Here is a 22921-nt window from a genome sequence, read left to right on the forward strand (position 1 = left end):
GCATGCCGGACCTGATCGCCTTTCTCACCGACTACGGGACGCGGGACGGCTTCGCCGCCGTCTGCCACGGGGTCGCCGCGACGCGGGCGCCGGCGGCCAGGGTGCTCGACGTCACTCACGACGTGCCGCCGCAGGACGTACGCCACGGATCGGTGGTCCTTGCGCGGGTCGCCCGGCACCTGCCGCCGGCGGTCTACGTCGCGGTCGTCGATCCCGGAGTCGGCACGGCCCGCCGGGGGTTGGCGCTGCGGGCGGGGACAAGCATGCTGGTCGGCCCGGACAACGGCCTGCTGCCACCTGCCGCCGACGTACTCGGCGGAGTGACCGACGCGTACGCCCTCACCAACCCGGCGTTGTGGTTGCCGGAGGTGGAACGGACCTTCCACGGCCGGGACGTCTTCATGCCGGTCGGGGCGTTCCTCGCCGGCGGCGGACCGCTCGGTGAGGTGGGGGACCAGGTGGACGCCGGCTCGCTGGTGCGGTTGCCCGCGCCGGCGCGGACCAGAACGGCGGCGTCGCTCACGGCGGAGGTGACGTACGTCGACCACTACGGCAACGTGCAGGTGGCGGGCGACGAGGCCGACCTCGCGCTGCTGGCCGACTGGGCGGTGCAAGGCTGGGTTGACGTGGTGGCGGCCGCGCCGGTTCGGACGGTGCAGACCGGTGAGGCGGCTGGAGCGGGACAGGCAGGTGAGCCCGGCGGGGTCCGCGACCGTGCGCGGGTCGGCCGGGCGTTCGGCGACGTGCCGGCCGGTGAACTCCTCGCCTACCTGGACTCCGACCGGCGGCTCGCCCTGGCGGTCAACGAGGGTTCGGCGGCGGCGCGGCTGCGCGTGCGCGGCGGGTCCCTGGTCACCGTCGCCGCGCCGGCGGGAGGCTGACCGACCCACCCTTGCCCGGCCGGCTCCGAACGTCACCGTCCGGAGCCGGTGGCACAACCTGCGGACGCGGCAGGATCAACGGCGCAGCGGCGGGTGGTCCAGGCCGGTAGGTCAGTGGCCCGCGTTGTCCTTCGCGCGCTGGATGGAGGCGTGGATCTCCTCCTCGGCCTCGGCCCGGCCCACCCAGGTGGCGCCCTCGACCGACTTGCCGGGCTCGAGTTCCTTGTAGACCTCGAAGAAGTGCTGGATCTCCAGCCGGTCGAACTCCGGCACGTCGTGGATGTCCTGCATGTGGGCCAGCCGCGGGTCGTTGGCCGGGACGCACAGAACCTTGTCGTCGCGGCCCTTCTCGTCGCGCATCCGGAACATCGCGATCGGACGGGCACAGATCAGGCAGCCCGGGAAGGTCGGCTCCTGCAACAGGACGAGGGCGTCGAGCGGGTCGCCGTCCTGGCCGAGGGTGTCGTCGATGAACCCGTAGTCGGCCGGATACTGCGTCGCCGTGAACAGCGTCCGGTCCAACCTGATCCGACCGGTCACGTGATCCATCTCGTACTTGTTGCGCTGACCCTTGGGGATCTCGATCGTCACGTCGACGTCCACAACGCCTGCCTTTCGTCTTTGAGGACCTGCCCGCACAGTGTCCCGCACGTGCGGACTTGTCGGTGGCAGGGCGGTTCGGTGCCCGGTGAGGTACGCCCGGTCGGTGCGGATCGCCCCTCCGAGCGGGGCCGGACGAAGGCCGGGCCGGGGCCGGACGGGGTGGCTCGGGGGAGGCATCGGAAGGTCGGTGCTGTCCAACACGTAAGGTCACCCGGCAGGTCGGGGTATCTGGACGGTGGGCTTTCGGGGGTCGGCCCCATCGGTGCTGTCGCACGGTTTCCGTGCCGCACCGAGGAGTCACCCACCCGCCGCCGGCGGATCGGGGAGGACGACAGGTGCCGGATCGAAGAGACGACAGGCGTGCCCGCGGTGACGAACCGGAAGGGCCCGGGCGGGACAGCGCCGGGCGCGACCCGAGCGCCGACTGGTGGGCGGACGAGCGCCGGCGGCGACGGGCCGAACGCGCCGAGGACGCCGAGGACGGCCAGGACGACCGGGACGGCCAGGACCAGCAGGGCGACCGGTGGCGCGACCGTGAATCCACCCCGGCGGCTCCGTTCCACCCGGCCACCGGGGGCACAGGTACCGGGGACGCAGGTGCCGGCGACCCGGGCACCGACAGCTCCGGCACCGGCCACTCCGGGACCGGCCACTCCGGCACCGGCAGGTCCCTGATCGAGACCGGCATCCCCGGGCCGAGCCGGCGCCTCACCGGCGTGGGCGTGGCGATCCTGGTGGTCTGCGCGCTGGTGGTCGCCGGCATCACCGCGGTGGCGACCGGTGCGGTCCACCTGGGTGGCCCCGGAACCGGCACCGCCCAGTCGCCCGGCTCGGGTCGTACTTCCTCGTCCTCGCCGTCGGCGACCTCGACACCCACCAGGGCGGCCGCCCGGGCCGTCCTTCCACCGCCCGGCCGGACCCTGCCGACCGCCGCCGGTCTGGCCGCGGCCCTGAAGTCCGCGCTCGGCGTCCCCGAACTCGCCAAGCAGCCCACCTCGGTCGCCATCCGGGACGTCACCACGGGCCGGTTGCTCTACGGCAAGGACCCGACGACCGGTTTCATCCCCGCGTCCACCACGAAGCTGCTCACCAGCACCGCGGCGCTCGGCCTGCTCGGGCCGGACCACCGGTTCACCACGAAGGTGGTCCGCGGCGCCAAGCCGGGGCAGATCGTGCTGGTCGGCGGCGGCGACCCGTCCCTCGCGACCGCCGCCGCGCAGAGCCGGATCGTCGACCCGGCGCACAGCTTCCGCGACGCCCCGACCGTGGACGGCCTGGCCGCCCGTACCGCCAAGGCGCTTCGGGCCGCCGGCACCACCTCGGTGAGCGTGGCCGTCGACGACTCGTTGTTCCCCGCACCGCAGATCAACCCCAGGTGGGAGGCGCAGTACGTCCCCACCGGCGTGGTGGCCCGGGTCTCCGCGCTGTGGGTGGACGAGAACAAGCTGTCCTGGCCCTCCCAGCTGCCGCGGGCCAAGGACCCGGCGGTGGCCGCAGGTGACGCGTTCGCCGCCGCCCTGAGCAAGAACGGCATCACCGTCACCGGCGGTCCGGCACACGGCAAGGCACCGGCGAAGGCCGCCACCGTCGCGTCGGTCCAGTCTCCGCCGCTGTCCGACCTCGTCGAGCACGTGCTCCTGGTCAGCGACAACGACGGCGCGGAGATCCTCGCCCGGCAGGTGGCGGTGGCCGCGGGCAAGCCGGCGAACTTCGCCGGGGCGGCCGCGGCTGTCAAGGCGGAGCTCACCCGGCTCGGCGTCGCCGGAGCCGACACGATTTCCCTGTACGACGGAAGCGGGCTGTCCCGGCACAACCGGATCAGCGCGAACGTGCTCAGCGAGGTTCTCGTGGTGGCGTCCAGGTCGCAGAACCCGAAGCTGCGCCCGCTCCTCGGCGGTCTGCCGATCGCGGGCTTCACCGGCAGCCTCGCCCGGCGCTTCGGCGGGTCGGACGGTGTGGGCCTGGTCCGGGCCAAGACCGGCACGCTGAGTGGAGTGTCCTCGCTGGCCGGCCTGGCGACCACCAGGGACGGCGCCACGCTGGCCTTCGCCGTGATGTCGGACAAGGCCACCAAATACGACGCCCACGGGGCGATCGACAACCTCGCGGCCGAGCTCGCCACCTGTGGTTGCCGTTGACCGAACCCCCGGAGCGGTTTCCGTACGACCCTCAAGGAGCTGCACTGGAGCTGCCCTGGTCCGGCCCTGACCCTGGTCCTGGTGCTGCCCTGGTACGGCCCGGAGGTTTCGCATCGATCGCTGGACCGTCGGCTGGAGCGCGTACGGTGGGGGAATGAGTCAAACCGAGGCAGCTGACGGCATCGACTCCATGGTCGACTGGGACCTCGCTCTCACGACCGCACGCCGTCTTCTCCGACCCGGACCCGACGTCAGCGTCGACGAGGCGCGACGGGTGGTCGCAGACCTTCGCGAGTTCGCCCAGCTGGCCGAGGGGCACGTTCGCGCCTACACCGGGCTGCAGGCCACCGGCGCCCGGGCTCCGGTCGTCGTGGTCGACCGGGCCGGCTGGACCCAGGCCAACGTCGACGCGTTCCGGCAGATCCTCGAGCCGCTGGCCGAGAAGCTCGCCGAGCGGCGCGGGGCCGACTCGCCGATGGGCGCCCTCGGTTCGCGGGTGACCGGCGTGGAGACCGGCGCCCTGCTGGCGTTCCTGTCCAGCAAGGTGCTCGGGCAGTTCGATCCGTTCTGGTCCGACGACGTCCCGACGACGGTCCCCGAGCCGCGGCACAGCGCGGAGGAGCCCGGTGCCGGCATCGGCACGTTCGTGGAGCCGGTGGCCGGCGGCGGCCCGGACGGCCACTCCGCGGAGGTGGCGATGGCGCCGCCGGTGGGCCGGTTGCTGCTGGTCGCCCCCAACGTCGCCCACATCGAACGCGAGCTCGAGGTCGACCCGCGCGACTTCCGCCTGTGGGTGTGCCTGCACGAGGAGACCCACCGGGTGCAGTTCACCGCCGTCCCGTGGCTTCGCGACCATCTGCGTGGCCAGATCAGGTCGTTCCTGGAGCACACCGACCTCGACCCGAGCGCGGTGTTCGGCCAGCTGCGGCAGGGTCTGGAACAGGTCGGCCGGATGGCCCGCGGCGGCGGCGACCAGAACGTGTCGTTCCTCGACCTCGTGCAGACCCCCGAGCAGCGGGAGGTGCTCGACCGGGTCACGGCCGTCATGTCCCTGCTGGAGGGCCACGCCGACGTCGTGATGGACGGCGTGGGACCCGAGGTCATCCCGTCCGTGGCGACGATCCGCGACCGCTTCCAGCACCGCAGGAGCGGTGGCAACTGGCTGGACCAGCTGCTCAAGCGCCTGCTCGGCCTGGACGCGAAGCTGCGGCAGTACCGCGACGGCGCGGCGTTCGTGCGCACCGTCGTCAGCCGGGTCGGCCAGGACGGCTTCAACCAGGTCTGGTCCGGTCCCGACGCGCTGCCGAGCAAGGCCGAGATCACCGACCCCGACGCGTGGGTGCGGCGGGTGCACGGCTTCCCGAACTGAGCCGCACCGAACCCGGAGCAGAAGCAGACCCATGGGGCCGCACCCCGCCGTCGCGTCGGTCCGGCTGGCGGTTCGCCGGGCACTCGCCGACCTGCCGCCAGGTTCGCGGGTCCTGGTGGCGTGCTCCGGTGGGGCTGACTCCACGGCCCTGGCCGCCGCCACCGCCTTCGAGGCCGCGCGAGCCAGCTGGTCGGCCGGCGGGGTCACCGTCGACCACGGACTGCAGGCCGGCTCGGCCGAGCGTGCCGCCGCGGTCGAGGCGTTCCTCCGCGGCCTCGGCCTGTCACCGGTGGACACGGCGACCGTACGCGTCGGCGGGGCCGGCGGACCCGAGGCGGCCGCCCGGCTGGCCCGCTACACCGCGCTGGACGAGGTGGCCGGCCGCCACGACGCGACCGCCGTGCTGCTCGGGCACACCCTCGACGACCAGGCCGAGACCGTGCTGCTCGGCCTGGCCCGCGGCTCGGGTACGCGGTCGCTGGCGGCCATGGCGCCCGGCGGCGCCGGGACTTCGGGTGGTGACCGGCGCTACCGCCGCCCTCTGCTCGGCCTGACCCGCGCCACCACCGAGGCGGCCTGCACGGCGGAGGGGCTGCGGTTCTGGTCCGACCCGCACAACAGCGACCCGGCGTACACCCGCTCGCGGGTCCGGCACCACGTGCTGCCGGTGCTCGAGCGCGAACTCGGCCCCGGGGTCGCCGCCGCCCTGGCCCGCACCGGTGACCTGCTCCGCGACGACGCCGACGCACTGGACGAGTGGGCCGACGAGGCGTACGCCAAGTGCCGTACGCCGAGGCCGCCGGACGACGGCCGTGCGGTCACGCTCGAGGTGGAGGCACTCGCGTTGCTGCCGGCGGCGATCCGGCGCCGGGTGCTGCGGCGAGCGGCCCTGGCGGCGGGCTGTCCCGGCACCGACCTCACCGCGGGCCACCTCGCCGCGCTCGACGCCCTGGTCACCGGCTGGCGCGGGCAGGCGTGGGTCGAGGCGCCCGGCGACGTCCGGGTCACCCGGCGTGACGGACAGATCCGGCTGCGCCCCGAGCGGTGACGCGGCCGCGGGGTACGGGTCGGCGCACTCGGGCAGGTGTGGCACGCTGACGCCAGATGCCCGGTTCGAGATGCGGAGCTGCGCGGTGGACCCCGAGCACATCAGTCAGGACCTGAAGGCCGTCCTCCTCACCGAGGAGGAAATCCAGAGCAAGATCCTCGAACTCGCCGCCGCGGTCGAGCGCGACTACGCCGGCAAGGAACTCCTGCTGGTCGGCGTACTCAAGGGCGCGGTCATGGTGATGGCCGACTTCGCCCGCGCGCTGACCCGGCACGCCGAGATGGACTGGGTGGCGTACTCCTCCTACGGCTCGGGCACACGCTCCTCGGGTGTGGTGCGGATCCTCAAGGACCTCGACACCGACATCACCGGGCGCAACGTGCTGATCGTCGAGGACATCATCGACACCGGGCTCACGCTGTCCTGGCTGGTGGCCAATCTGCGGTCCCGGGGTGCGGCGTCGGTGGAGATCTGTACCCTTCTGCGCAAGCCGGAGGCGGCCAAGATGGCGGTGTCGGTGAAGTATGTCGGTTTCGACATTCCCGACGAGTTCGTCGTCGGCTACGGCCTGGACCACGCCGAGCGATACCGCAACCTGCGCTGTGTCGGCACGCTCGCGCCGCACGTGTACTCCGACTGAGCAGTCGATCGGGTGAGGATCGGGTAGGAGAGGCGCCGAAGGGGGTTGGACTGGGGCAGCCGCCACGACCGCACGAGGTCGGCGCGTCGCACGGCGTGCCGGTTCGAGGGGTTTCGCCCGGATCCGCGCCACTACCGGGTGCCGCTGGGAACACTCGAGCTGACCTGCGACGTTGCGTCTGTTGAGATAGACGGGCCAAAGTACGCCGTGGTGTGTCGGCCGACCGGCCGGTGTACCGTCGTACTTTCCTCACGTCGTGGGGCAAGAGCGGTGCGATCACCGTTCGAGGGACGGTCGTTCTGAAGCACCGCAGCGCCCACTGGCGATGCGGAACGATGAGCAGGAGGGACGGGGCCCAAAGCCCCGGGAGTATGGACGTCAAGCGATTCTTCCGCGGGCCGATCTTCTGGATCGCCGTACTCATCATCGCGATCCTGTTCGTCGGTGAGATCGCCTCGCGATCGGGCGGTTTCCAGGCCGAGGACACCTACAAGGTCGTCGACCAGATCCGGTCCAACCGCGTCGCCTCCGCCGTCATCGTGGGCGGCACCGACCAGGAGATCCGGATCACCACCAAGGACGGCAAGAAGCTGCGTGCCGCCTGGGTGAACGGCCAGGACCTCGAGCTGCAGAAGCTGCTCCAGCAGAAGGCGGACCAAAAGCAGCTGCCCGACGGCTACAACGTCGAGATCGCCCAGCCCAGCCTCTTCGGGTCGCTGCTGTCGACCCTGTTGCCGTTCGTACTCATCGCCTTGCTGTTCCTGTTCCTGATGAACCAGTTCCAGGGCGGCGGCAGCCGAGTGATGAACTTCGGCAAGTCCAAGGCCAAGCTGATCAGCAAGGACACCCCGAAGTCCACGTTCAACGACGTCGCCGGCTGCGACGAGGCGATCGAGGAACTCGGCGAGATCAAGGAGTTCCTGCAGGAGCCGGCGAAGTTCCAGGCAGTGGGAGCGAAGATCCCGAAGGGCGTCCTCCTCTACGGCCAGCCCGGCACCGGTAAGACGCTGCTGGCCCGCGCGGTCGCCGGTGAGGCAGGCGTCCCCTTCTACTCCATCTCCGGTTCGGACTTCGTGGAGATGTTCGTCGGTGTCGGTGCCTCCCGGGTGCGCGACCTGTTCGAGCAGGCCAAGGCCAACGCGCCCGCCATCGTCTTCATCGACGAGATCGACGCGGTGGGCCGCCACCGCGGCGCCGGACTCGGCGGTGGCCACGACGAGCGCGAGCAGACGCTCAACCAGCTGCTGGTCGAGATGGACGGCTTCGACGTACGCGGCGGCGTCATCCTGATCGCGGCCACCAACCGGCCCGACATCCTCGACCCGGCGCTGCTGCGCCCCGGCCGCTTCGACCGGCAGATCAGCGTCGAGGCGCCCGACCTGCTCGGCCGGCACAAGATCCTCCAGGTGCACGCGCGCGGCAAGCCCGTCCAGCCCGAGGTCGACCTGATGGCGGTCGCCCGCCGCACGCCCGGATTCAGCGGTGCCGACCTGGCCAACGTGCTGAACGAGGCGGCGCTGCTCACCGCCCGGCAGAACAAGAAGCTGATCGACGACGACGCGCTCGACGAGGCGATCGACCGGGTGATCGCCGGACCGCAGAAGCGCACCCGCCTGATGAGCGACAAGGAAAAGAAGATCACGGCCTACCACGAGGGCGGCCACGCCCTGGTGGCGGCGGCGCTGCCGGGGACCGACCCGGTGCACAAGGTCACGATCCTTCCCCGCGGCCGGGCGCTGGGCTACACCATGGTGCTGCCGGACGAGGACAAGTACTCCACCACCCGGTCGGAGATGCTGGACAAGCTCGCCTACATGATGGGTGGCCGGGCCGCCGAGGAGCTCGTCTTCCACGACCCGACGACCGGCGCCGCCAACGACATCGAGAAGGCGAGCGCGCTGGCCCGGGCGATGGTCACGCAGTACGGCATGACCGAACGCCTCGGCGCCATCAGGTTCGGCGAGAACAACGGCGAGCCGTTCCTGGGCCGCGACATCGGCCACCAGCGCAACTACTCCGAAGAGGTCGCCGCACTGGTCGACGAGGAGGTCCGCCGCCTGGTCGACAACGCCCACCAGGAAGCGTTCGACATCCTGGTCGAGAACCGCGACGTGCTGGACAACCTCGTGCTGGAGCTGTTCGAGCACGAGACCCTGGACAAGGGCGAGATCGAGACCGTCTTCCAGCCGATCCGCCGGCGTCCGATCCGGCCCGCCTGGACCGGATCGCCGACCCGCCGTCCGTCCGACATCCCGCCGGTCGACGCGCCGAAGGTGGCGCTGTCGCCCAACGGCAACCAGCCCGAGGGCGGCCTGGTGATCGCGCCGTCGCCGGAGGGTGAGTCGGACGTGCAGGGCGGACGCCCGACCCCGGGGGACCACGCCGAGCCGTCGTGAGGCCCGGCCGGTGTCGCCGGGCCGACGACGACCGCCGACGACCGGCCATCGGGATCCACGAGGCACAGGGACCGACGACAGGACTGCCGTGACCGCAGACGCGACGCGCGTGACTGACGTGAGAGATCTGCACGACGCAGGCGAGGTTCCGCCGTTCGACCACGGCCGAGCCGAGCGGGCCATCCGTGAGCTGCTGCTCGCGGTGGGGGAGGACCCCGACCGCGAGGGCCTGCGCGACACCCCGGGCCGGGTCGCCCGGGCGTACGCCGAGATGTTCGCCGGCCTGCGGATGACGCCGGAGTCGGTGCTGAGCACCACCTTCGACCTCGGCCACGACGAGATGGTGCTGGTCAAGGACATCGAGGTGTGGTCGGTGTGCGAGCACCACCTGGTGCCGTTCACCGGCAACGCCCACATCGGCTACATCCCGAACGCCGAGGGGCAGATCACCGGCCTGTCCAAGCTGGCCCGGCTGGTCGACGTGTACGCCAAGCGGCCACAGGTGCAGGAGCGGCTGACCACCCAGGTGGCCGAGGCCATGATGCGCATCCTGTCCCCGCGCGGCGTCATCGTGGTGATCGAGTGCGAGCACCTGTGCATGACCATGCGAGGCGTACGCAAGCCGGGCGCGAAGACCGTGACCTCGGCGGTGCGCGGGCAGCTGCGCGACCCGACCACCCGGGCCGAGGCGATGAGCCTCATCATCGGCGCCTGAGCCGAGACTCCGCGGCTGAGCAGGGTTCGGTCGTCGACCTCGTGCGGGACCCGCCTCGGCAGATCCCGGGACGGTCGCGGCCGACCTGGAACGACGCCGGCGGCCCTCCTGGCAGGGAGAGCCGCCGGCGCCGTCGTGCTTCGGCAGCGGGATGCGAACTGCTGCCGTACCGCGCGGAGGGATTCGGATGGTGCGTCGGGGCAGGCGACCTCGCCCTACAACCCGACCGGGACGTGCGGCATGTGCACCCACAGCTGGCGCTGGTGGATGTAGGACCGGTCGGGGATCTGCTCCAGCAGTGAGACGACCTCGCGCCGGGCGCCCTGGGCACGTGCGGCCTGGACGAGCTGGCCTCGGGAGGCGGGGCCGGTCGCGAACGCGTCGTCGAGGATCTCCAGGATCTCGACCCGGGTGACGGGCTCGGCGGGCGCGACGTCGGCCATGGGGGAGACGGTGACGTCGGCGGTGGCGGGGCTCATGACTCTCCTTTCACGTGGGCGGCCGGAATCTCCGCCGCCCTTTCGAGCTGTGACCCATCCCTCACCCACGGTCAACGTACCAAAGGTCCTCGGCCTTCGGGTCCTTCCCCGGCAAACCCACGCCGCTGCTCCGGCGCTCAGCGCAGGGCGTCGAGCAGCATGGGCAACGAGCGGTGGAGTTCGCGTTGCCAGTAAGGCCAGCTGTGGGTTCCGGGCCCGTAGAAGTGGGTCTCCAGCCGGCGTGCCCCGGCCTGCCGGAGCCGGTCGGCCAGAACGCGATTCTCCGACTCGAAGAGTGTCTCGAACGCGCTCGTGCTCCCCGGTGGGTCGAACGGCCCCGCCTGGCCGTTGCCGCAGGAGAGATACACCGGGATTCGCCGCAGTTGCCGCACCAGGTCCACCGGGTTGTGCGCGGCCCACACGCTCGCCTGGTCCTGCGGGTCGCCCCACAGCCTCAACGGGTCGTCCACGTACCCGCCGACCAGATCAAGGAGGAACTGCGTCGCGCCGGGCGTGTGGCGGGTGTCGACGACGCCGCTGTAGGACGCGGCCGCGCGGAACATCCCTTGGTGCCGGCCGGCGTACGACAACGCGCCGAAGCCGCCCATCGACAGCCCGGCGACCACCCGGCGGTGGCCGGCACCGTAGTCGCGTTCGACGATCCGGAGTACCTCGGTCAGGTGGAACCGCTCCCAGGCGGGCGGACCGGCCTGCCCGGCGTTGTACCAGTCGCTGTAGAAGCCGACGTTGCCCGCCTCGGGCATCACCACGAGGACGTTCCGCAGCGCGGGGATGGCGGCCACGTCGGTGAGCGCGGTCCAGCTCGTGTAGTCGCCGCAGCATCCGTGCAGCAGGTAGAGCACCGGCCAATGCCGGCCCGGCCGCCGATGCTCCCAGCCGTCCGGGGTCAGCAGCCGGACCTTGGCGGTGGTACCGAGCGCGGGTGAGTCGATCGTCAGGTCGACCTGGCGGGGCGCGACCTGTTCCTCGTCGACGACCCGGGCGCCCCCGGTGGCGGCGGCCGTCCCCGCGGAGGTCGGCTCGAAGGCAGGGCCCGGCGCGGCCGATCGGGCCGCCCGGGCCGGCTGCGCCCCGGTGACCAGGGCGGACAGGGCGAGGAGGAACGCGAGGACTAGGACGGCGACGCGACGAATGTCGGAGCGAGGCTCTACGATCGCCGCGCGGGCGACGCCGCTCTGCGCCGCGGATCTGGTGGGGTCGAAGGACATCCGGTGACCTCCCTGATTCGGGGTGGCTGTCTCGGGCTGGGTCTTCGGGCTGGTCTTCGGGCTGGTTCGGACTTGGCGTCGCGCTGAAGGTCGTGGTGGGCTGACTGTGCGTCAAGGTCTGCCGCCGACGTTGGCCAACCGGCGCCGGGCGCCACGAGACGAAGTGAGGTGAGGTCGTGCGGGTGAGCGGTGTACCCACTGCGTACCTCCCTGGCCTGCCCCAGCCCCGCCGCGCGCTGGTGATGGGAGTGCTCAACGTCACCCCGGACTCGTTCTCCGACGGCGGCCGGTGGCTGGAGCCCGACAAGGCGATCGCCCACGGCCATGAGCTGATGGCCGAAGGCGCCGACCTGCTCGACGTGGGCGGTGAGTCGACCCGTCCCGGCGCCGACCGGCCCTCGGAGGAGGAGGAGCTGGCCCGGGTCCTGCCGGTCGTCCGGGCGCTGGCCGGCGCCGGTGCGCTGGTCTCGGTCGACACGATGCGCTCCCGGGTCGCCCAGGAGACGGTCGAGGCCGGTGCGGTGATGGTCAACGACGTGTCCGGCGGCCTGGCCGACCCGCGGATGCTGCCCTTCGTCGCGGCCGCGGGAATCCCGTACATCTGCATGCACTGGCGGGCGCACTCGGCGCAGATGCAGCAGCACGCTACTTACGACGACGTGGTGGAGTCGGTCGTCACCGAGCTGGGCGACCGGCTGGCTGCCGCCGAGGCCGCCGGGATCGCGCCGGAGCTGCTGGCGATCGACCCGGGCCTGGGGTTCGCCAAGACCGGTGAGCACAACTGGACCCTGCTGGCCGGCTTCGACCGGCTGGCCTCGCTCGGCCGCCCGGTGCTGGTCGCGGCCTCCCGGAAGACGTTCCTCGGCAACCTGCTGGCCGACCCGGCGACCGGGCAGCGGCGGCGCACCGTCGACCGCGACGACGCCAGCGCGGCGGTCGCGGTGCTGGCGGCGGCGGCCGGTGCGTGGTGCGTCAGGTCCCATGCCGTCCGGCCAACTCTGGACGGCGTCAAGGTGGCCGCCGCCTGGGGTGCGGCCTCGACGCCGGACGACGCCGGCGGCGAACGACCGGAAACCCGCACGTGATCACCCCAGGGCGACGTCCGCGAACACGCTGTGACCAGGCCGTAAGCGGGTGGTGAACATCGTGACGATCGTTTCTCCGTCTCGCTGCGAGCCGTACGCCGGACGAAACAAACAGGCCCCTCGGGTTGTCGTTATGACAGGGCGCGCCGGTACTGTCTGGCCAGGGATGTTTCGACCGGGAGGAGGACATAGTGGCTGATCTGATCACCCTGCGTGGGCTCCGCGTCTTCGGCCACCACGGTGTCCACCCGGAAGAACGCGCACAGGGCCAGACCTTCGTGGTCGACGTGGCACTCGGTGTCGACACCCGGCCGGCGGCCCTGGCCGACGACCTGTCCCAGACGCTCGACTACTCACTGCTGGCGACGCAGGTCGCCGACGCCGTGGGCAGGCAACCCGTTGATCTCATCGAGACGGTGGCGCAACGCGTCGCCGACCTGTGCCTCGACCACCCCCGGGTCGAGCATGTCGAGGTCACCCTGCACAAGCCCGAGGCGCCGGTCGGGCTTTCGCTCGACGACGTCGCCGTGACCATCCACCGGAGCCGTACGTGAACGAGACCCCCAACCCGCACATCATCGACGCCGACACGTTGACCGGTGGGTTCCGCCCGATCCGGCGGGTCGTCGTCGCGCTGGGCAGCAACCTGGGCGACCGGGTGGCCAATCTGCAGGGTGCCCTGAACGCGGTGGCCGACACCCCGGACGTCGAGATCGTCGGGGTGTCGCCGGTCTACGAGAGTTCGGCCGTCGGCGGCCCCGAGGGCTCGCCGGACTTCCTGAACGCCGTGGTGGTGGTCGACTCGACGCTGCACGCCCGCACCCTGCTGGAGCGGGCGCTGGCGATCGAGGACGCGTTCGGCCGGGTCCGCACCGAGCCGGGCGCTCCCCGCACCCTCGACGTCGACCTGGTGGTGGTCGGCGACAAGGTGATCGAGGAGGACGACTTCGTGCTCCCGCACCCCCGTGCACACGAGCGTGCGTTCGTGGTCCTTCCGTGGGCGTCGGTCGACGCCGACGGTGTGATTCCCGGCCAGGGGCGGGTCGGTGACCTCGCCGGCCAGGTCGACACCACGACGATCACGCGCGTGGACGGCCTCGAGCTCCGTATCGAGTGAGACCGGTGCGTACGACGCGGCCAGCAGTACTGGTCGCCCTGATCCTGATCGGTGGTGCGGTCGCCTGGAGCGGCGTCGCCATCCTGCAGGCGACGGGGCAGACGGTCGGGCGGACACCCTGGTCCGCGCCCGGCGGGCTGGCGTTCTTCGCCGCGCTGCTGCTGCTCGGCGCGTGGTACATGTACGACCGGGTCCACCGCAAGAACCGCTCGGTCGACGGGCTGACCGCCGTCCGGTTGCTCGCCCTGGCCAAGGCCAGCGCGCTGGTGGGAGCGCTCGCCACCGGCGTCTACGCCGGGATCGCGATCCGGTTCCTTCCCAGCGCCGACATCCCCGACCTCCGCATCCGGGTGATCCGGGCGGCGGTGACCGTCGTCGCCGCGGTGGCCGTCATGGTCGGTGGTCTGCTGCTCGAACGCGCCTGCAAGGTGCCGGAGGACCCCGACCAGGAGGAGCGCGCCGCGCGGCGCGGCGGGAACAGCCACCACGACTGAGGTGCGGGACCATGCGCCGTGGGTCGCTGTGGTGCCGGTTTCGTCCCGATATCGTGTCAGCGCCGTGACGTAAGGTAGCCGACACTCGGTAAATGCCGGATATGCCACACATCCTCGGCCACAAACCGTAGCCTCCTCCCATGCCACGTCAGGGGGATCACCGCGTACGTCATCTCGCCAGGTGGGTGGCGACTCCAGTGCTGGTGCTGAGCGCCGCACTGGTGTTGTTCGCTCTCACCCAGGGCGCTCCGGCGCTGCTGGCAGGTGCTGCCATCACCACGCTCGTGTCCGGAGTCGTCGCGGTGGCCGTCTATGACGTCGAACTACTACGTGCCCGGCGCGCGCACGGCGCCGACCGGGCCGCGCAGGCGCGCTCCTACGCCGCGATGTACGCCGCGCACGTCCGGGTCATGGCGCAGGGCTTCACCCTCGCCAACAACCGCCAGCAACTCGAGGTCCCAGCGAAGTCCGCGGGCGACGAGACCGCCACCACGCCGCAGGCCGAGCCGACCGGGAAGGCCGCGCAGGCCACCCCGGCGGCGCGCACGGCGACGCCCGTGCGCGCGCAGCGGCGCGCTTCCGGCAGCGGAAACCAGGTGGAGTGGGACACCCTCGCCGGTGCCCGGCCCGAGGCTTCCGCAGACAAGGCCGAGCCCGCGAAGAAGGCGGAGCCCGCGAAGAAGGACCAGGCTGCCGAGGTGAAGCCGGCAGCGAAGGCCGAGGAGAAGGCCACCTCCGCGCAGCCGCCTCAGAAGGTGGCCGCGAAGGCCGAGGAGAAGGCGGAGCCGACGGCCAAGGCCGACGCGAAGGCGAAGCCTGTCGAGAAGGCCTCGAAGGCCGACGAGGAGTCCGAGCAGATGGACAAGCCGGCGGCGAAGGCTGACGAGCCCGCCGACGCGGCCACGCACGCCGTGGACAAGAAGACGGCGGCTCCGGAGCTGTGGAAGGGGACCGAAGCCCCCACGGTCGTCAACCTGAAGGCCTGGGAGGTGCGCGCCCGGATCGCAGAGGAAGAGCGCGCCGCCCAGCAGAAGGCACAGGGCACGACCGCGGACGCCAAGCAGGGCGCCGCCCGGGACGACAAGGGCAGCCGGCCCGCCGACGGTGCGGCGGCGAAGGCCGTCGAGGTCGACGCCCGCACGGAGACTCCCACCCGGGAGCGCAGGGGCGCCTGACGCTTCGTACGCCAAGAGCAACGGGCCGGCCGAGTCACCTCTCGGCCGGCCCGTTCTCCGTCCAGGGGTCGTGCCGATCCGGCGATCTGCAGAGCTACTTGTCGATGTCGCCGACCACGAAGAACAGCGACCCCAGGATCGCCACCAGGTCGGCGACGACGCAGCCGGGTACGAGTTCGGGCAGGACGGCCATGTTGTTGAACGACGCCGAGCGCAGCTTCAGCCGCCACGGCGTCTTCTCCCCGCGGGACACGAGGTAGTAGCCGTTCAGGCCGAGCGGGCTCTCGGTCCAGGCGTACGTCTGTCCCTCCGGCGCCTTGAGGATCTTCGGCAGCCGCACGTTGACCGGCCCGGGCGGCAGTGAGCGCAGCCGCTCCACGCAGGCCCGCGCCAGGTCGAGGGAGACGTGGATCTGCTCTCGCAGCACGTCGAACCTGGCGAACGAGTCGCCCTCGGTGCGGGTGACCACCCGGCCGGGGCCGTCCGGCCCGAAGAGTTCGCCGTAGGCGAGGTAGGGCTCGTCCCGGCGCAGGTCGAAGTCGACGCCGCTGGCCCGGGCGATCGGTCCGGAGACGCCGTACGAGTGCACCAGGTCCGCCGACAGGACGCCGACCCCCCGGGTGCGGGCCCGGAAGATCTCGTTGCCGAAGATCAGCCCCTCGAGGTCGGGCAGCCGGCGGGCCACCGCGTCGACGGCGGCGTCCACCCGGTCCAGCCAGCCCGCGGGCAGGTCCTCCTTCAGGCCGCCGACCCGGTTGAACATGTAGTGCATCCGGCCGCCGGAGATCTCCTCCATCACCTGCTGCAGGGTCTCCCGCTCGCTGAACGCGTAGAAGATCGGCGTGATCGCACCGACCTCCAGCGGATAGCTGCCGAGGAACATCAGGTGGTTCAGGACACGGTTGAGCTCGGCGAGCAGGGTGCGCGCCCACACCGCGCGGACCGGAACCTCGATGCCGGTCATCCGCTCGACGGCGAGGACCACGCCGAGTTCGTTGGCGAACGCCGACAGCCAGTCGTGCCGGTTGGCGAGCATGATGATCTGGCGGTAGTCGCGTACCTCGAACAGCTTCTCCGCGCCCCGGTGCATGTAGCCGACGACGGGTTCGCAGGTGACGATCCGCTCGCCGTCGAGGGTGATCCGCAGCCGCAGCACGCCGTGGGTGGCCGGGTGCTGGGGGCCGATGTTGAGGATCATGTCCTGGGTGGCGAGCTCGTCACCGCCGCCCCGCTCGTAGCGTTCCGTCCCACCGGACAGGCCGGCGGCTCCCGCACCGAGGCTCACGATCCGTTCGGTCGTCACGTGGCCCATGCTCGCACGCGGACGCCCCGTTGATCCGCAGGCCCGCGCCGCCCGTCCTGATCGGGTGCCTGGTCACACGGGTCGGCCGGGCTCCCTCGCTCGGCTAATCTCCATGGCTATGGACACGTTGTTCGCGCCCCCGGGGGAGCGGTGGCAACCGGTGTCCCCTCGGCTTTGTCAGCTGCGGCGGGTGATCCTGGCGTTCTGGACCGGACTCCTGGGCCTGGCCGCCGCGGTGGCCGCGGGGCTGCTGCTGGGCTGGGGCTACGCCGCGGCCGTGGTGGCGGTGGCCGCCCTCGTCTTCGGCTGGGGCTGGTGGCTGGTCGGGCGCAACTGGCGTTCGTGGGGGTACGCCGAGCGGGGCGACGACCTGCTGGTCACCCACGGTGTGCTGTTCCGCACCCTGGTGGTGGTGCCGTACGGCCGGATGCAGTTCGTCGACGTCACGGCCGGCCCGGCGGAGCGGAAGTTCGGAATCGCGAAGGTTCAGTTGCACACCGCGACCCCGGCCACCGACGCCGAGATCCCCGGGCTGCCGCCGGAGGAGGCCGAACGCCTGCGTGACCGGCTGGCCGCGCTGGGCGAGGCGCGGGCAGCGGGCCTGTGAGCGAGCACGACGCGCACCGCGAACCCCTCGCCGCGGGGACCCCGCTGCCGGACGGTGGTGACCCGGCCGCGGTCACCGCGCTGCGCCGGCTGCACCCCGCGACTCCGGTACTGAACGGCTGGAAGTGGTTCGCGCTCGCGATCGCGGCGATCGGCCAGAACGCCGTCCGCGACCTGAACTACAAGCTGTTCGGCCTGCAGGTGGTGGCCGCGCTGGTCCTCGGCGTGGTGCTGGGGACGTTCTCGTGGTGGTTCACGAAGTACCGCATCGAGGGCGAGGAGCTGCGGATCGAGAGCGGCTTCCTGTTCCGGCGTTCGCGCCGGATCCGGATCGACCGGCTGCAGGCGGTGGACATCGTCCGGCCGGTGCTGGCGCGGTTCCTCGGGGTGGCCGAACTCCGGCTGGAGGTCGCCGGCGGCGGCAAGACCGAGGCCCCGCTGGCGTACCTGAACGAACCCGGAGCCCAGCAACTGCGGGCGGAGCTGCTGGCCCGGGCGGCCGGGCTGGACGCGGACACCCCGGAGGCGCCCGAGCACCGACTGGTCGCCGTACCACCGGGGGTCCTGCTGGCGTCCACCGTGGTCAGCGCGCCGTTCCTCACCGCCGTGCTGGGGTTCGTGGTGGTCGCGATCGCGTCGGTGGTCGTGGGCGAGATCGTCGGCCTGGCGTTCCTGCTGCCGTGGGCACTCGGCGGGCTCGGCGTGGTGTGGCGGCAGTTCGTCGGCGAGTTCGGCTTCACCGTGAGCGAGTCGCCGGACGGGCTGCGGATCCGCAAGGGCCTGCTGGACACCTGGGCGCAGACGGTCCCGCCGGGCCGGGTGCAGGGGGTGGAGATCGAGCAGCAGTTCCTGTGGCGGCCGAAGGGCTGGGTGAAGCTGTCGGTCGACGTGGCGGGTTACGGCGGTAAGGGCTCGGAAGGGCAGACCTCGTCCACCCTGCTGCCGGTCGCGCCCTGGCCGGTGGCGAAGGCGCTGCTGGAACGCGTCCTGCCCGGCGTCGACGTGGACGGCGTCGCCCGGGTGGCCGCGCCGCGGCGGGCCCGCTGGCTGCGCCCGATCGGCTGGCGCTACCTCCGGCACGGCGTGGACGCCCGGGTGTTCGTCAGCGACGCCGGCTGGCTGACCCGGCGGACCGCGGTCGTGCCGCACGTCAAGATGCAGAGCGTGCGGGCCACCCAGGGGCCGTACCAACGGCTGCTCGGCCTGGCCAGCGTGCACGTCGACACCCCGGTCGGCCCGGTGAACGCGGTCGCCCTGCACCGGTCGCCCGACGTGGCCCGGGACCTGGTGCGCGACCAGGCCGAACGCTCCCGGCTGGCCAGGCGCACCGCCGGTCCCGAGCGCTGGATGCAGCACCGGGTGGCGGTCGCCGCGGTCCCGGCGCAGCCGCCTGAGCCTCAGCCCACCGACCCCGGCGTACGACCGGAGGGTTCCGTACGACCGGACGGTGACGGTGGTGGCGACAGCGCCGTCGGCGGATCCGGCTCGCCCAGCACCTGACGCAGGCCGCCCGCCCGAACGCCTCCATGGGTGCCCTGGCCCGGTGTCGCCGCCTGGGCCAGCCACCAGAAGTCGCCGAGCCCGCCGGCAGCGACGAGTTCGGCCGCCTCGCCGGCCCGGGTCAGCGCACCCAGATAGCCCGCCGGGTCCGATCCGGCCAGTGCCAGCGGCGGCCGGGTGGCGTCCACGCCCAGCGCGGTCAGCGCCGCGCGCTGGGAGGTGAGCAGCGTCTCCTCTGCGCCGGCGCGTTCGCCTGCCCGGGCCACCGCGTCCACGGCCACGTGGGCGGTGATGTCGCAGGAACGGTCGGGCACCGGCGCGACCGTCCGGCCGGAGCGGTAGCCGCGCAGGGTGCCCGTCGGTGGGCGCCGCCACCGCACGTGGCCGTAGTCCACGGCCAAGGCCAGCCCGGACCGCAGCCGGCGTACGACATCGGCCCAGGCGAGGTCGCGCGGCAGGCCGATCTCAGCCCGGGCGCCGGGCGGCCCGTCGGCCAGTGGCCACCACTCGGCCAGCCAGGCGAGGTCCTCCTCGCCCGCGGGTGCGCCCAGGCGTTCGTCCCCGGTGGCGGCGTCGACCTCCACCAGCCGTGGTACCCGGGCGTCGTCGAGTTCGGCCACGTCGACGGGGATGTTGTCCAGCCACTCGTTCGCGACCAGCAGCCCGTCGACCTCGTCCGGGAGGGTGGCCGACCAGAGCACGGGCGCCGGCAGGCCGGCCGGTCGCTCGGCCACCTCGACCCCGACCAGTCCGAGGTCCGCGTCGAGAGCGTGCAGGGCACGCAGGAGCTCGCCTCTCCCGGCGCCGACGTCGACCACTGTCCGTGCGCCGACGGCCCGGGCCAGCCGCAGCAGCGCGGCCGCGAAGGCAGGGGAGACGTGCACGGACGTACGGAAGTGTTCGGACGGCGCCTGCGTACGGAAGAAGCCCCCCGCGCCGTACAGCGCCTCCTCGGTCGCGGCCCGCCACGTCCGCCAGTCGCGCCTGCTCGCGTCCCCCATGGCGGCGACCCTATGCGGTCCCGCCCCCGCTCGCCCTCTCATCCGGTCCGAGTAGCACGGGTCCTACCCAGGGTGGACGCTGGCCGCCGGGCCGCGACGTACGCTCAGGCTCGTGCGCCTCCACCAGCTCTACGACTGGCCGCGCCGCCGGCCCTACCTCGTGGACGGCGCGCTGGCCGCCTCGATCGCGACGTTCGGGCTGCCGGTCGGGTACGCCGTGGACCAGGTGCTCGGCCTCCTCGTCAGTACGGCACTGATCGTGCCGCTGGTGTGGCGGCGCCGCTACCCGATGCGGGTGTTCCTCGTGGTCACCCTGGCCTGCCTGGCCCAGGTGCTGTTCATGAGGTCGCCGATCGGTGCCGACGTCGCGTTCCTCTTCGCGCTCTACTCCGCCAGCGCCTACTCCCGGCAGACGGCGGCCCGGGTCGGCGCGCTCCTGGTCGGTGCGGTCGGGTCGTTCCTGGGTCCGGTCGACTGGGGACTGTTCACCTACTCCTCCCGCGGCGCGCTCGACGTGCTGCTGCCCGGCTTGGTCCTGCTGGCGATGGTGGCGTTGGTGTGGACGTTCGGCGACCTCATGCGCACCCGCCGGGCGTACGTCGGCGAGCTGGAGGAACGCGCCCGGCGGCTGGAGTTCGAACGCGACCAGCAGGCCCGGCTGGCCCGGTCGGCCGAGCGGGCCCGGATCGCCCGGGAGCTGCACGACGTGATCGCGCACTCGTTGTCGGTGGTGGTCGCTCAGGCCGACGGCGGGCTGTACGCCGGCGCCAAGGACGCCGAGGCGGCCCGGACCGCCCTGGCCACCATCGGGAAGACCGGCAGGCAGGCGCTGGCGGAGATGCGCCGGCTCCTGGGCGTACTCCGCACCGACTCCGCACCCTCGATCGTGTCCGGCGAGCCGGCCGGTGCCTGGCCCGAAGGGCTGCCGTACGCCCGCTCGGACACCCGGCCGGACGGCTGGTCGTACGCCCGCTCCGGCCACCGCTTCGATCCGGGTCCGGACGGCGACGCCGGGCCGGGCCGCGGCACCGTGCGACCGATCGCTGCCGAACCCGCAGGCCCGGACCTTTCCCCCCAGCCGAGCCTGGCCCAGTTGCCCGACCTGATCGAGCAGGTGCGTGCCAGCGGCCTGCCGATCGAGGTGCAGGTCGACGGCCACGAGCGCCCGCTCACCGGCGGCACCGAACTCGCGGCGTACCGCGTCGTGCAGGAGGCGCTGACGAACACCCTCAAGCACGGCGGGCCGCGCACCAGCGCCACGGTCCGGCTGCGCTACGACCAGGACCGGCTTCGGATCCACGTCCTCGACGACGGTCGCGGCGGTGCGGCGCACGGCGACGGCAACGGGCACGGCATCCTTGGGATGCGCGAACGCGTCGCGGTCTACGGCGGTCTCCTGCGGGCCGGTCCGCGGATCGGCGGGGGTTTCGAGGTGCTGGCGGAGATCCCGCTCAGCGCAGATGAGACGAGGGTGGGTACGTGAAGATCCGGGTCTTCCTGGTCGACGACCAGGTGCTCGTCCGCACCGGCTTCACGATGGTGGTCGACTCCCAGCCCGACATGGAGGTCGTCGGCCAGGCGGGCAACGGCGCCGAGGCCCTCGAACGCCTCAGCGTGGTCGGCGCCGACGTCGTCCTGATGGACGTACGCATGCCCCGGATGGACGGCGTGGAGGCGACCCGCCGGCTGCGGGCGCGCGGCGAGACGGCACCCCGGGTGATCGTCCTCACCACCTTCGACCTGGACGAGTACGCCTTCACCGCGCTCAAGGCCGGTGCCGCGGGGTTCCTGCTCAAGGACGCGCCGCCGGACGACCTGCTGTCGGCGGTCCGGACGGTCCACTCCGGTGACTCGGTGGTCGCACCGAGCACGACCCGCCGGCTGCTGGAACACTTCGCCCCGCACCTGCCCGACCGGGAGGAACGCCCCGACGAGCGGGTCACCGGCCTCACCGAACGCGAGCGCGAGGTGTTGCTGGAGGTGGCCCGCGGCCTGTCCAACGCCGAGATCGGTGCCCGGCTGCACCTCGCCGAGGCGACCGTGAAGACCCACGTCGGCCGGATCCTCGCCAAGCTCGGGTTGCGCGACCGGGTGCAGCTGGTGGTCTTCGCGTACGAGAACGGCCTGGTCCGCGCCGGCCGCTAGCGCCACGCGCCTCCGGAGAACCTCGACCGGGAGTGCCCTGCCTGCCGGAAACAAACAGCCTCACCGGGTGGTCCGTAAGGGGTGTGCCGTACGCCGCAGGTCGCACCCGCCACACCCCAGGCCGTACGTACGAACCCGTGAAGGCCATCATCGCGGCGGACGCCCGCACCAGGCGCCGGATCCTAGGCTCGGGATGGTTCGCCTGCCGAGGGCGGATCCCCTGCCCACGAAGGAGTTCCCGCATGACAACCGCGCCATCGACGGTCGGCGTCCAACCGGCCGCCAGCGCCGTCAACCTGGTCAAGACCTACGGCTCCGGGCCCACCGCGGTCCGCGCACTGGACGAGGTTTCGTTGGAGTTCGGCGCGGGGCAGTTCACCGCGATCATGGGCCCGTCCGGGTCGGGCAAGTCGACGCTGATGCACTGCCTGGCCGGGCTGGACGCGGCGACGTCGGGTTCGGTCGTGCTCGGCGGCACCGACCTGACCACGCTGTCGGACCGCCAGCTCACGGTGTTGCGCCGGGAGCGGGTCGGGTTCGTCTTCCAGGCGTTCAACCTGATGCCCACCTTGACCGCCGAGCAGAACATCACCCTTCCCCTGGAGCTGGCAGGTCGCCGTCCGGACGGGAAGTGGCTGGCCACGCTGGTCGACGTGCTCGGTCTCGCCGACCGGCTGAAGCACCGTCCGTCCGAACTCTCCGGCGGCCAGCAGCAGCGGGTGGCGATCGCCCGCGCGCTGGCGTCGCGCCCGGACGTGGTCTTCGCCGACGAGCCCACCGGAAACCTCGACTCCCGTACCGGCGCGGAGGTGTTGTCGTTCCTGCGCCAGTCGGTACGCGAGTTCGGGCAGACGATCGTCATGGTCACCCACGACCCGGTGGCCGCGTCCTACGCCGACCGGGTGGTCCTGGTCGCCGACGGCCGGGTGGTCGGCGAGATCGACCGGCCGTCCGCGGACGCGGTGCTGGACGCGATGCGTGAGCTGGGGGCCTGACC

At 72.3% G+C, this 22921-nt stretch carries 22 protein-coding genes; 17 read left to right on the top strand and 5 right to left on the bottom strand.

Annotation, left to right across the window (positions count from 1 at the left end; genetic code table 11):
- Positions 1-2: 2 nt before the first annotated feature.
- Positions 3-881 carry an SAM-dependent chlorinase/fluorinase gene (locus tag ABZV93_RS07185; protein WP_354931809.1) on the top strand — a complete coding sequence of 293 codons (879 nt, stop codon included), beginning with the start codon at positions 3-5 and terminating at the stop codon, positions 879-881.
- A gap of 111 nt (positions 882-992) precedes the next feature.
- Here the strand turns inward: ABZV93_RS07185 and ABZV93_RS07190 are convergent, their stop codons facing one another.
- On the bottom strand, positions 993-1484 hold the full coding sequence (locus ABZV93_RS07190; protein WP_354931812.1) for an inorganic diphosphatase: 492 nt from the start codon (positions 1482-1484) through the stop codon (positions 993-995).
- Positions 1485-1819: 335 nt separating this feature from the next.
- Here ABZV93_RS07190 and dacB point away from each other — a divergent pair, with 335 nt between their 5' ends.
- The 6 genes from dacB to folE all read left to right on the top strand — a co-directional run bounded on the left by dacB (position 1820) and on the right by folE (position 9790).
- A complete protein-coding gene (gene dacB, locus ABZV93_RS07195) occupies positions 1820-3622 on the top strand; it encodes a D-alanyl-D-alanine carboxypeptidase/D-alanyl-D-alanine-endopeptidase (RefSeq protein WP_354931815.1) in 1803 nt (600 codons plus the stop codon).
- A 154-nt stretch (positions 3623-3776) separates the two neighbouring features.
- Positions 3777-4991: a zinc-dependent metalloprotease gene (locus tag ABZV93_RS07200; protein WP_354931818.1), complete on the top strand. Its 1215-nt coding sequence runs from the start codon at positions 3777-3779 to the stop codon at positions 4989-4991.
- A 31-nt stretch (positions 4992-5022) separates the two neighbouring features.
- Positions 5023-6039, top strand: a complete 1017-nt coding sequence (gene tilS, locus ABZV93_RS07205) for a tRNA lysidine(34) synthetase TilS (RefSeq protein ID WP_354931820.1) — start codon at positions 5023-5025, stop codon at positions 6037-6039.
- Between the two features lie 85 nt (positions 6040-6124).
- Entirely contained in the window at positions 6125-6679 is a 555-nt protein-coding gene (hpt, locus tag ABZV93_RS07210) for a hypoxanthine phosphoribosyltransferase (protein WP_354931822.1), read from the top strand.
- Positions 6680-7050: 371 nt separating this feature from the next.
- Positions 7051-9075: an ATP-dependent zinc metalloprotease FtsH gene (gene ftsH, locus ABZV93_RS07215; RefSeq protein WP_354931825.1), complete on the top strand. Its 2025-nt coding sequence runs from the start codon at positions 7051-7053 to the stop codon at positions 9073-9075.
- Between the two features lie 109 nt (positions 9076-9184).
- Positions 9185-9790 (top strand): GTP cyclohydrolase I FolE, encoded by a 606-nt coding sequence (gene folE, locus ABZV93_RS07220; protein ID WP_354931828.1) that lies wholly within the window; start codon positions 9185-9187, stop codon positions 9788-9790.
- A gap of 215 nt (positions 9791-10005) precedes the next feature.
- On the opposite strand, the gene ABZV93_RS07225 is transcribed toward folE, so the two are convergent.
- Together ABZV93_RS07225 and ABZV93_RS07230 are read right to left on the bottom strand one after the other, a co-directional pair.
- Entirely contained in the window at positions 10006-10269 is a 264-nt protein-coding gene (locus tag ABZV93_RS07225; RefSeq protein WP_354931831.1) for a DUF2795 domain-containing protein, read from the bottom strand.
- 137 nt (positions 10270-10406) lie between these two features.
- On the bottom strand, positions 10407-11498 hold the full coding sequence (locus ABZV93_RS07230) for an alpha/beta hydrolase family protein (protein ID WP_354931834.1): 1092 nt from the start codon (positions 11496-11498) through the stop codon (positions 10407-10409).
- Between the two features lie 242 nt (positions 11499-11740).
- Between ABZV93_RS07230 and folP the strand changes: the two genes are divergently transcribed.
- The 5 genes from folP to ABZV93_RS07255 all read left to right on the top strand — a co-directional run bounded on the left by folP (position 11741) and on the right by ABZV93_RS07255 (position 15369).
- Complete coding sequence (gene folP, locus ABZV93_RS07235) at positions 11741-12583, top strand: dihydropteroate synthase (protein WP_354932563.1); 843 nt, start codon at positions 11741-11743, stop codon at positions 12581-12583.
- A 191-nt stretch (positions 12584-12774) separates the two neighbouring features.
- On the top strand, positions 12775-13137 hold the full coding sequence (gene folB, locus ABZV93_RS07240; protein WP_179790056.1) for a dihydroneopterin aldolase: 363 nt from the start codon (positions 12775-12777) through the stop codon (positions 13135-13137).
- Complete coding sequence (gene folK, locus ABZV93_RS07245) at positions 13134-13700, top strand: 2-amino-4-hydroxy-6-hydroxymethyldihydropteridine diphosphokinase (protein WP_354931837.1); 567 nt, start codon at positions 13134-13136, stop codon at positions 13698-13700. Before folB ends, folK begins: the two co-directional genes overlap by 4 nt.
- Before the next feature lie 5 nt (positions 13701-13705).
- Positions 13706-14194, top strand: a complete 489-nt coding sequence (locus tag ABZV93_RS07250) for a DUF3180 domain-containing protein (protein ID WP_354931840.1) — start codon at positions 13706-13708, stop codon at positions 14192-14194.
- 140 nt (positions 14195-14334) lie between these two features.
- Positions 14335-15369: a hypothetical protein gene (locus ABZV93_RS07255; protein WP_354931843.1), complete on the top strand. Its 1035-nt coding sequence runs from the start codon at positions 14335-14337 to the stop codon at positions 15367-15369.
- A 94-nt stretch (positions 15370-15463) separates the two neighbouring features.
- On the opposite strand, the gene ABZV93_RS07260 is transcribed toward ABZV93_RS07255, so the two are convergent.
- Positions 15464-16672, bottom strand: coding sequence for an NADH-quinone oxidoreductase subunit D (locus ABZV93_RS07260; protein WP_354931845.1), 1209 nt, complete (start codon positions 16670-16672; stop codon positions 15464-15466).
- Between the two features lie 112 nt (positions 16673-16784).
- Between ABZV93_RS07260 and ABZV93_RS07265 the strand changes: the two genes are divergently transcribed.
- Positions 16785-17279, top strand: a complete 495-nt coding sequence (locus ABZV93_RS07265) for a PH domain-containing protein (RefSeq protein ID WP_354931848.1) — start codon at positions 16785-16787, stop codon at positions 17277-17279.
- The gene (locus tag ABZV93_RS07270) at positions 17276-18778 is read left to right on the top strand and encodes a PH domain-containing protein (RefSeq protein WP_354931851.1); all 1503 of its coding nucleotides are present in this window, start codon (positions 17276-17278) and stop codon (positions 18776-18778) included. The genes ABZV93_RS07265 and ABZV93_RS07270 overlap by 4 nt, the downstream gene beginning before the upstream one ends.
- Here ABZV93_RS07270 and ABZV93_RS07275 read toward each other — a convergent pair.
- Complete coding sequence (locus tag ABZV93_RS07275) at positions 18676-19779, bottom strand: SAM-dependent methyltransferase (protein WP_354931854.1); 1104 nt, start codon at positions 19777-19779, stop codon at positions 18676-18678. The two genes, ABZV93_RS07270 and ABZV93_RS07275, sit on opposite strands and share 103 nt — an antisense overlap.
- Positions 19780-19891: 112 nt before the next feature.
- On the opposite strand from ABZV93_RS07275, the gene ABZV93_RS07280 reads away from it, so the two are divergent.
- The 3 genes from ABZV93_RS07280 to ABZV93_RS07290 all read left to right on the top strand — a co-directional run bounded on the left by ABZV93_RS07280 (position 19892) and on the right by ABZV93_RS07290 (position 22919).
- Positions 19892-21262, top strand: coding sequence for a sensor histidine kinase (locus tag ABZV93_RS07280; RefSeq protein ID WP_354931857.1), 1371 nt, complete (start codon positions 19892-19894; stop codon positions 21260-21262).
- Complete coding sequence (locus tag ABZV93_RS07285; RefSeq protein ID WP_354931860.1) at positions 21259-21924, top strand: response regulator transcription factor; 666 nt, start codon at positions 21259-21261, stop codon at positions 21922-21924. Before ABZV93_RS07280 ends, ABZV93_RS07285 begins: the two co-directional genes overlap by 4 nt.
- Positions 21925-22166: 242 nt before the next feature.
- Positions 22167-22919 carry an ABC transporter ATP-binding protein gene (locus ABZV93_RS07290; RefSeq protein WP_354931863.1) on the top strand — a complete coding sequence of 251 codons (753 nt, stop codon included), beginning with the start codon at positions 22167-22169 and terminating at the stop codon, positions 22917-22919.
- Positions 22920-22921: the final 2 nt, after the last annotated feature.

The organism is Actinopolymorpha sp. NPDC004070 (assembly GCF_040610475.1).
Lineage (GTDB): Bacteria > Actinomycetota > Actinomycetes > Propionibacteriales > Actinopolymorphaceae > Actinopolymorpha.

Bases quoted from the DNA above. Each gene is read 5' to 3' on its own strand.
- ABZV93_RS07290 (WP_354931863.1), top strand. From the start codon at position 22,167: ATGACAACCGCGCCATCGACGGTCGGCGTCCAACCGGCCGCCAGCGCC.
- folP (WP_354932563.1), top strand. From the start codon at position 11,741: ATGGGAGTGCTCAACGTCACCCCGGACTCGTTCTCCGACGGCGGCCGG.
- ABZV93_RS07225 (WP_354931831.1), bottom strand. From the start codon at position 10,269: ATGAGCCCCGCCACCGCCGACGTCACCGTCTCCCCCATGGCCGACGTC.
- ABZV93_RS07265 (WP_354931848.1), top strand. From the start codon at position 16,785: ATGGCTATGGACACGTTGTTCGCGCCCCCGGGGGAGCGGTGGCAACCG.
- ABZV93_RS07185 (WP_354931809.1), top strand. From the start codon at position 3: ATGCCGGACCTGATCGCCTTTCTCACCGACTACGGGACGCGGGACGGC.
- ABZV93_RS07255 (WP_354931843.1), top strand. From the start codon at position 14,335: ATGCCACGTCAGGGGGATCACCGCGTACGTCATCTCGCCAGGTGGGTG.
- ABZV93_RS07200 (WP_354931818.1), top strand. From the start codon at position 3,777: ATGAGTCAAACCGAGGCAGCTGACGGCATCGACTCCATGGTCGACTGG.
- ftsH (WP_354931825.1), top strand. From the start codon at position 7,051: ATGGACGTCAAGCGATTCTTCCGCGGGCCGATCTTCTGGATCGCCGTA.
- ABZV93_RS07230 (WP_354931834.1), bottom strand. From the start codon at position 11,498: ATGTCCTTCGACCCCACCAGATCCGCGGCGCAGAGCGGCGTCGCCCGC.
- ABZV93_RS07275 (WP_354931854.1), bottom strand. From the start codon at position 19,779: ATGGGGGACGCGAGCAGGCGCGACTGGCGGACGTGGCGGGCCGCGACC.
- tilS (WP_354931820.1), top strand. From the start codon at position 5,023: ATGGGGCCGCACCCCGCCGTCGCGTCGGTCCGGCTGGCGGTTCGCCGG.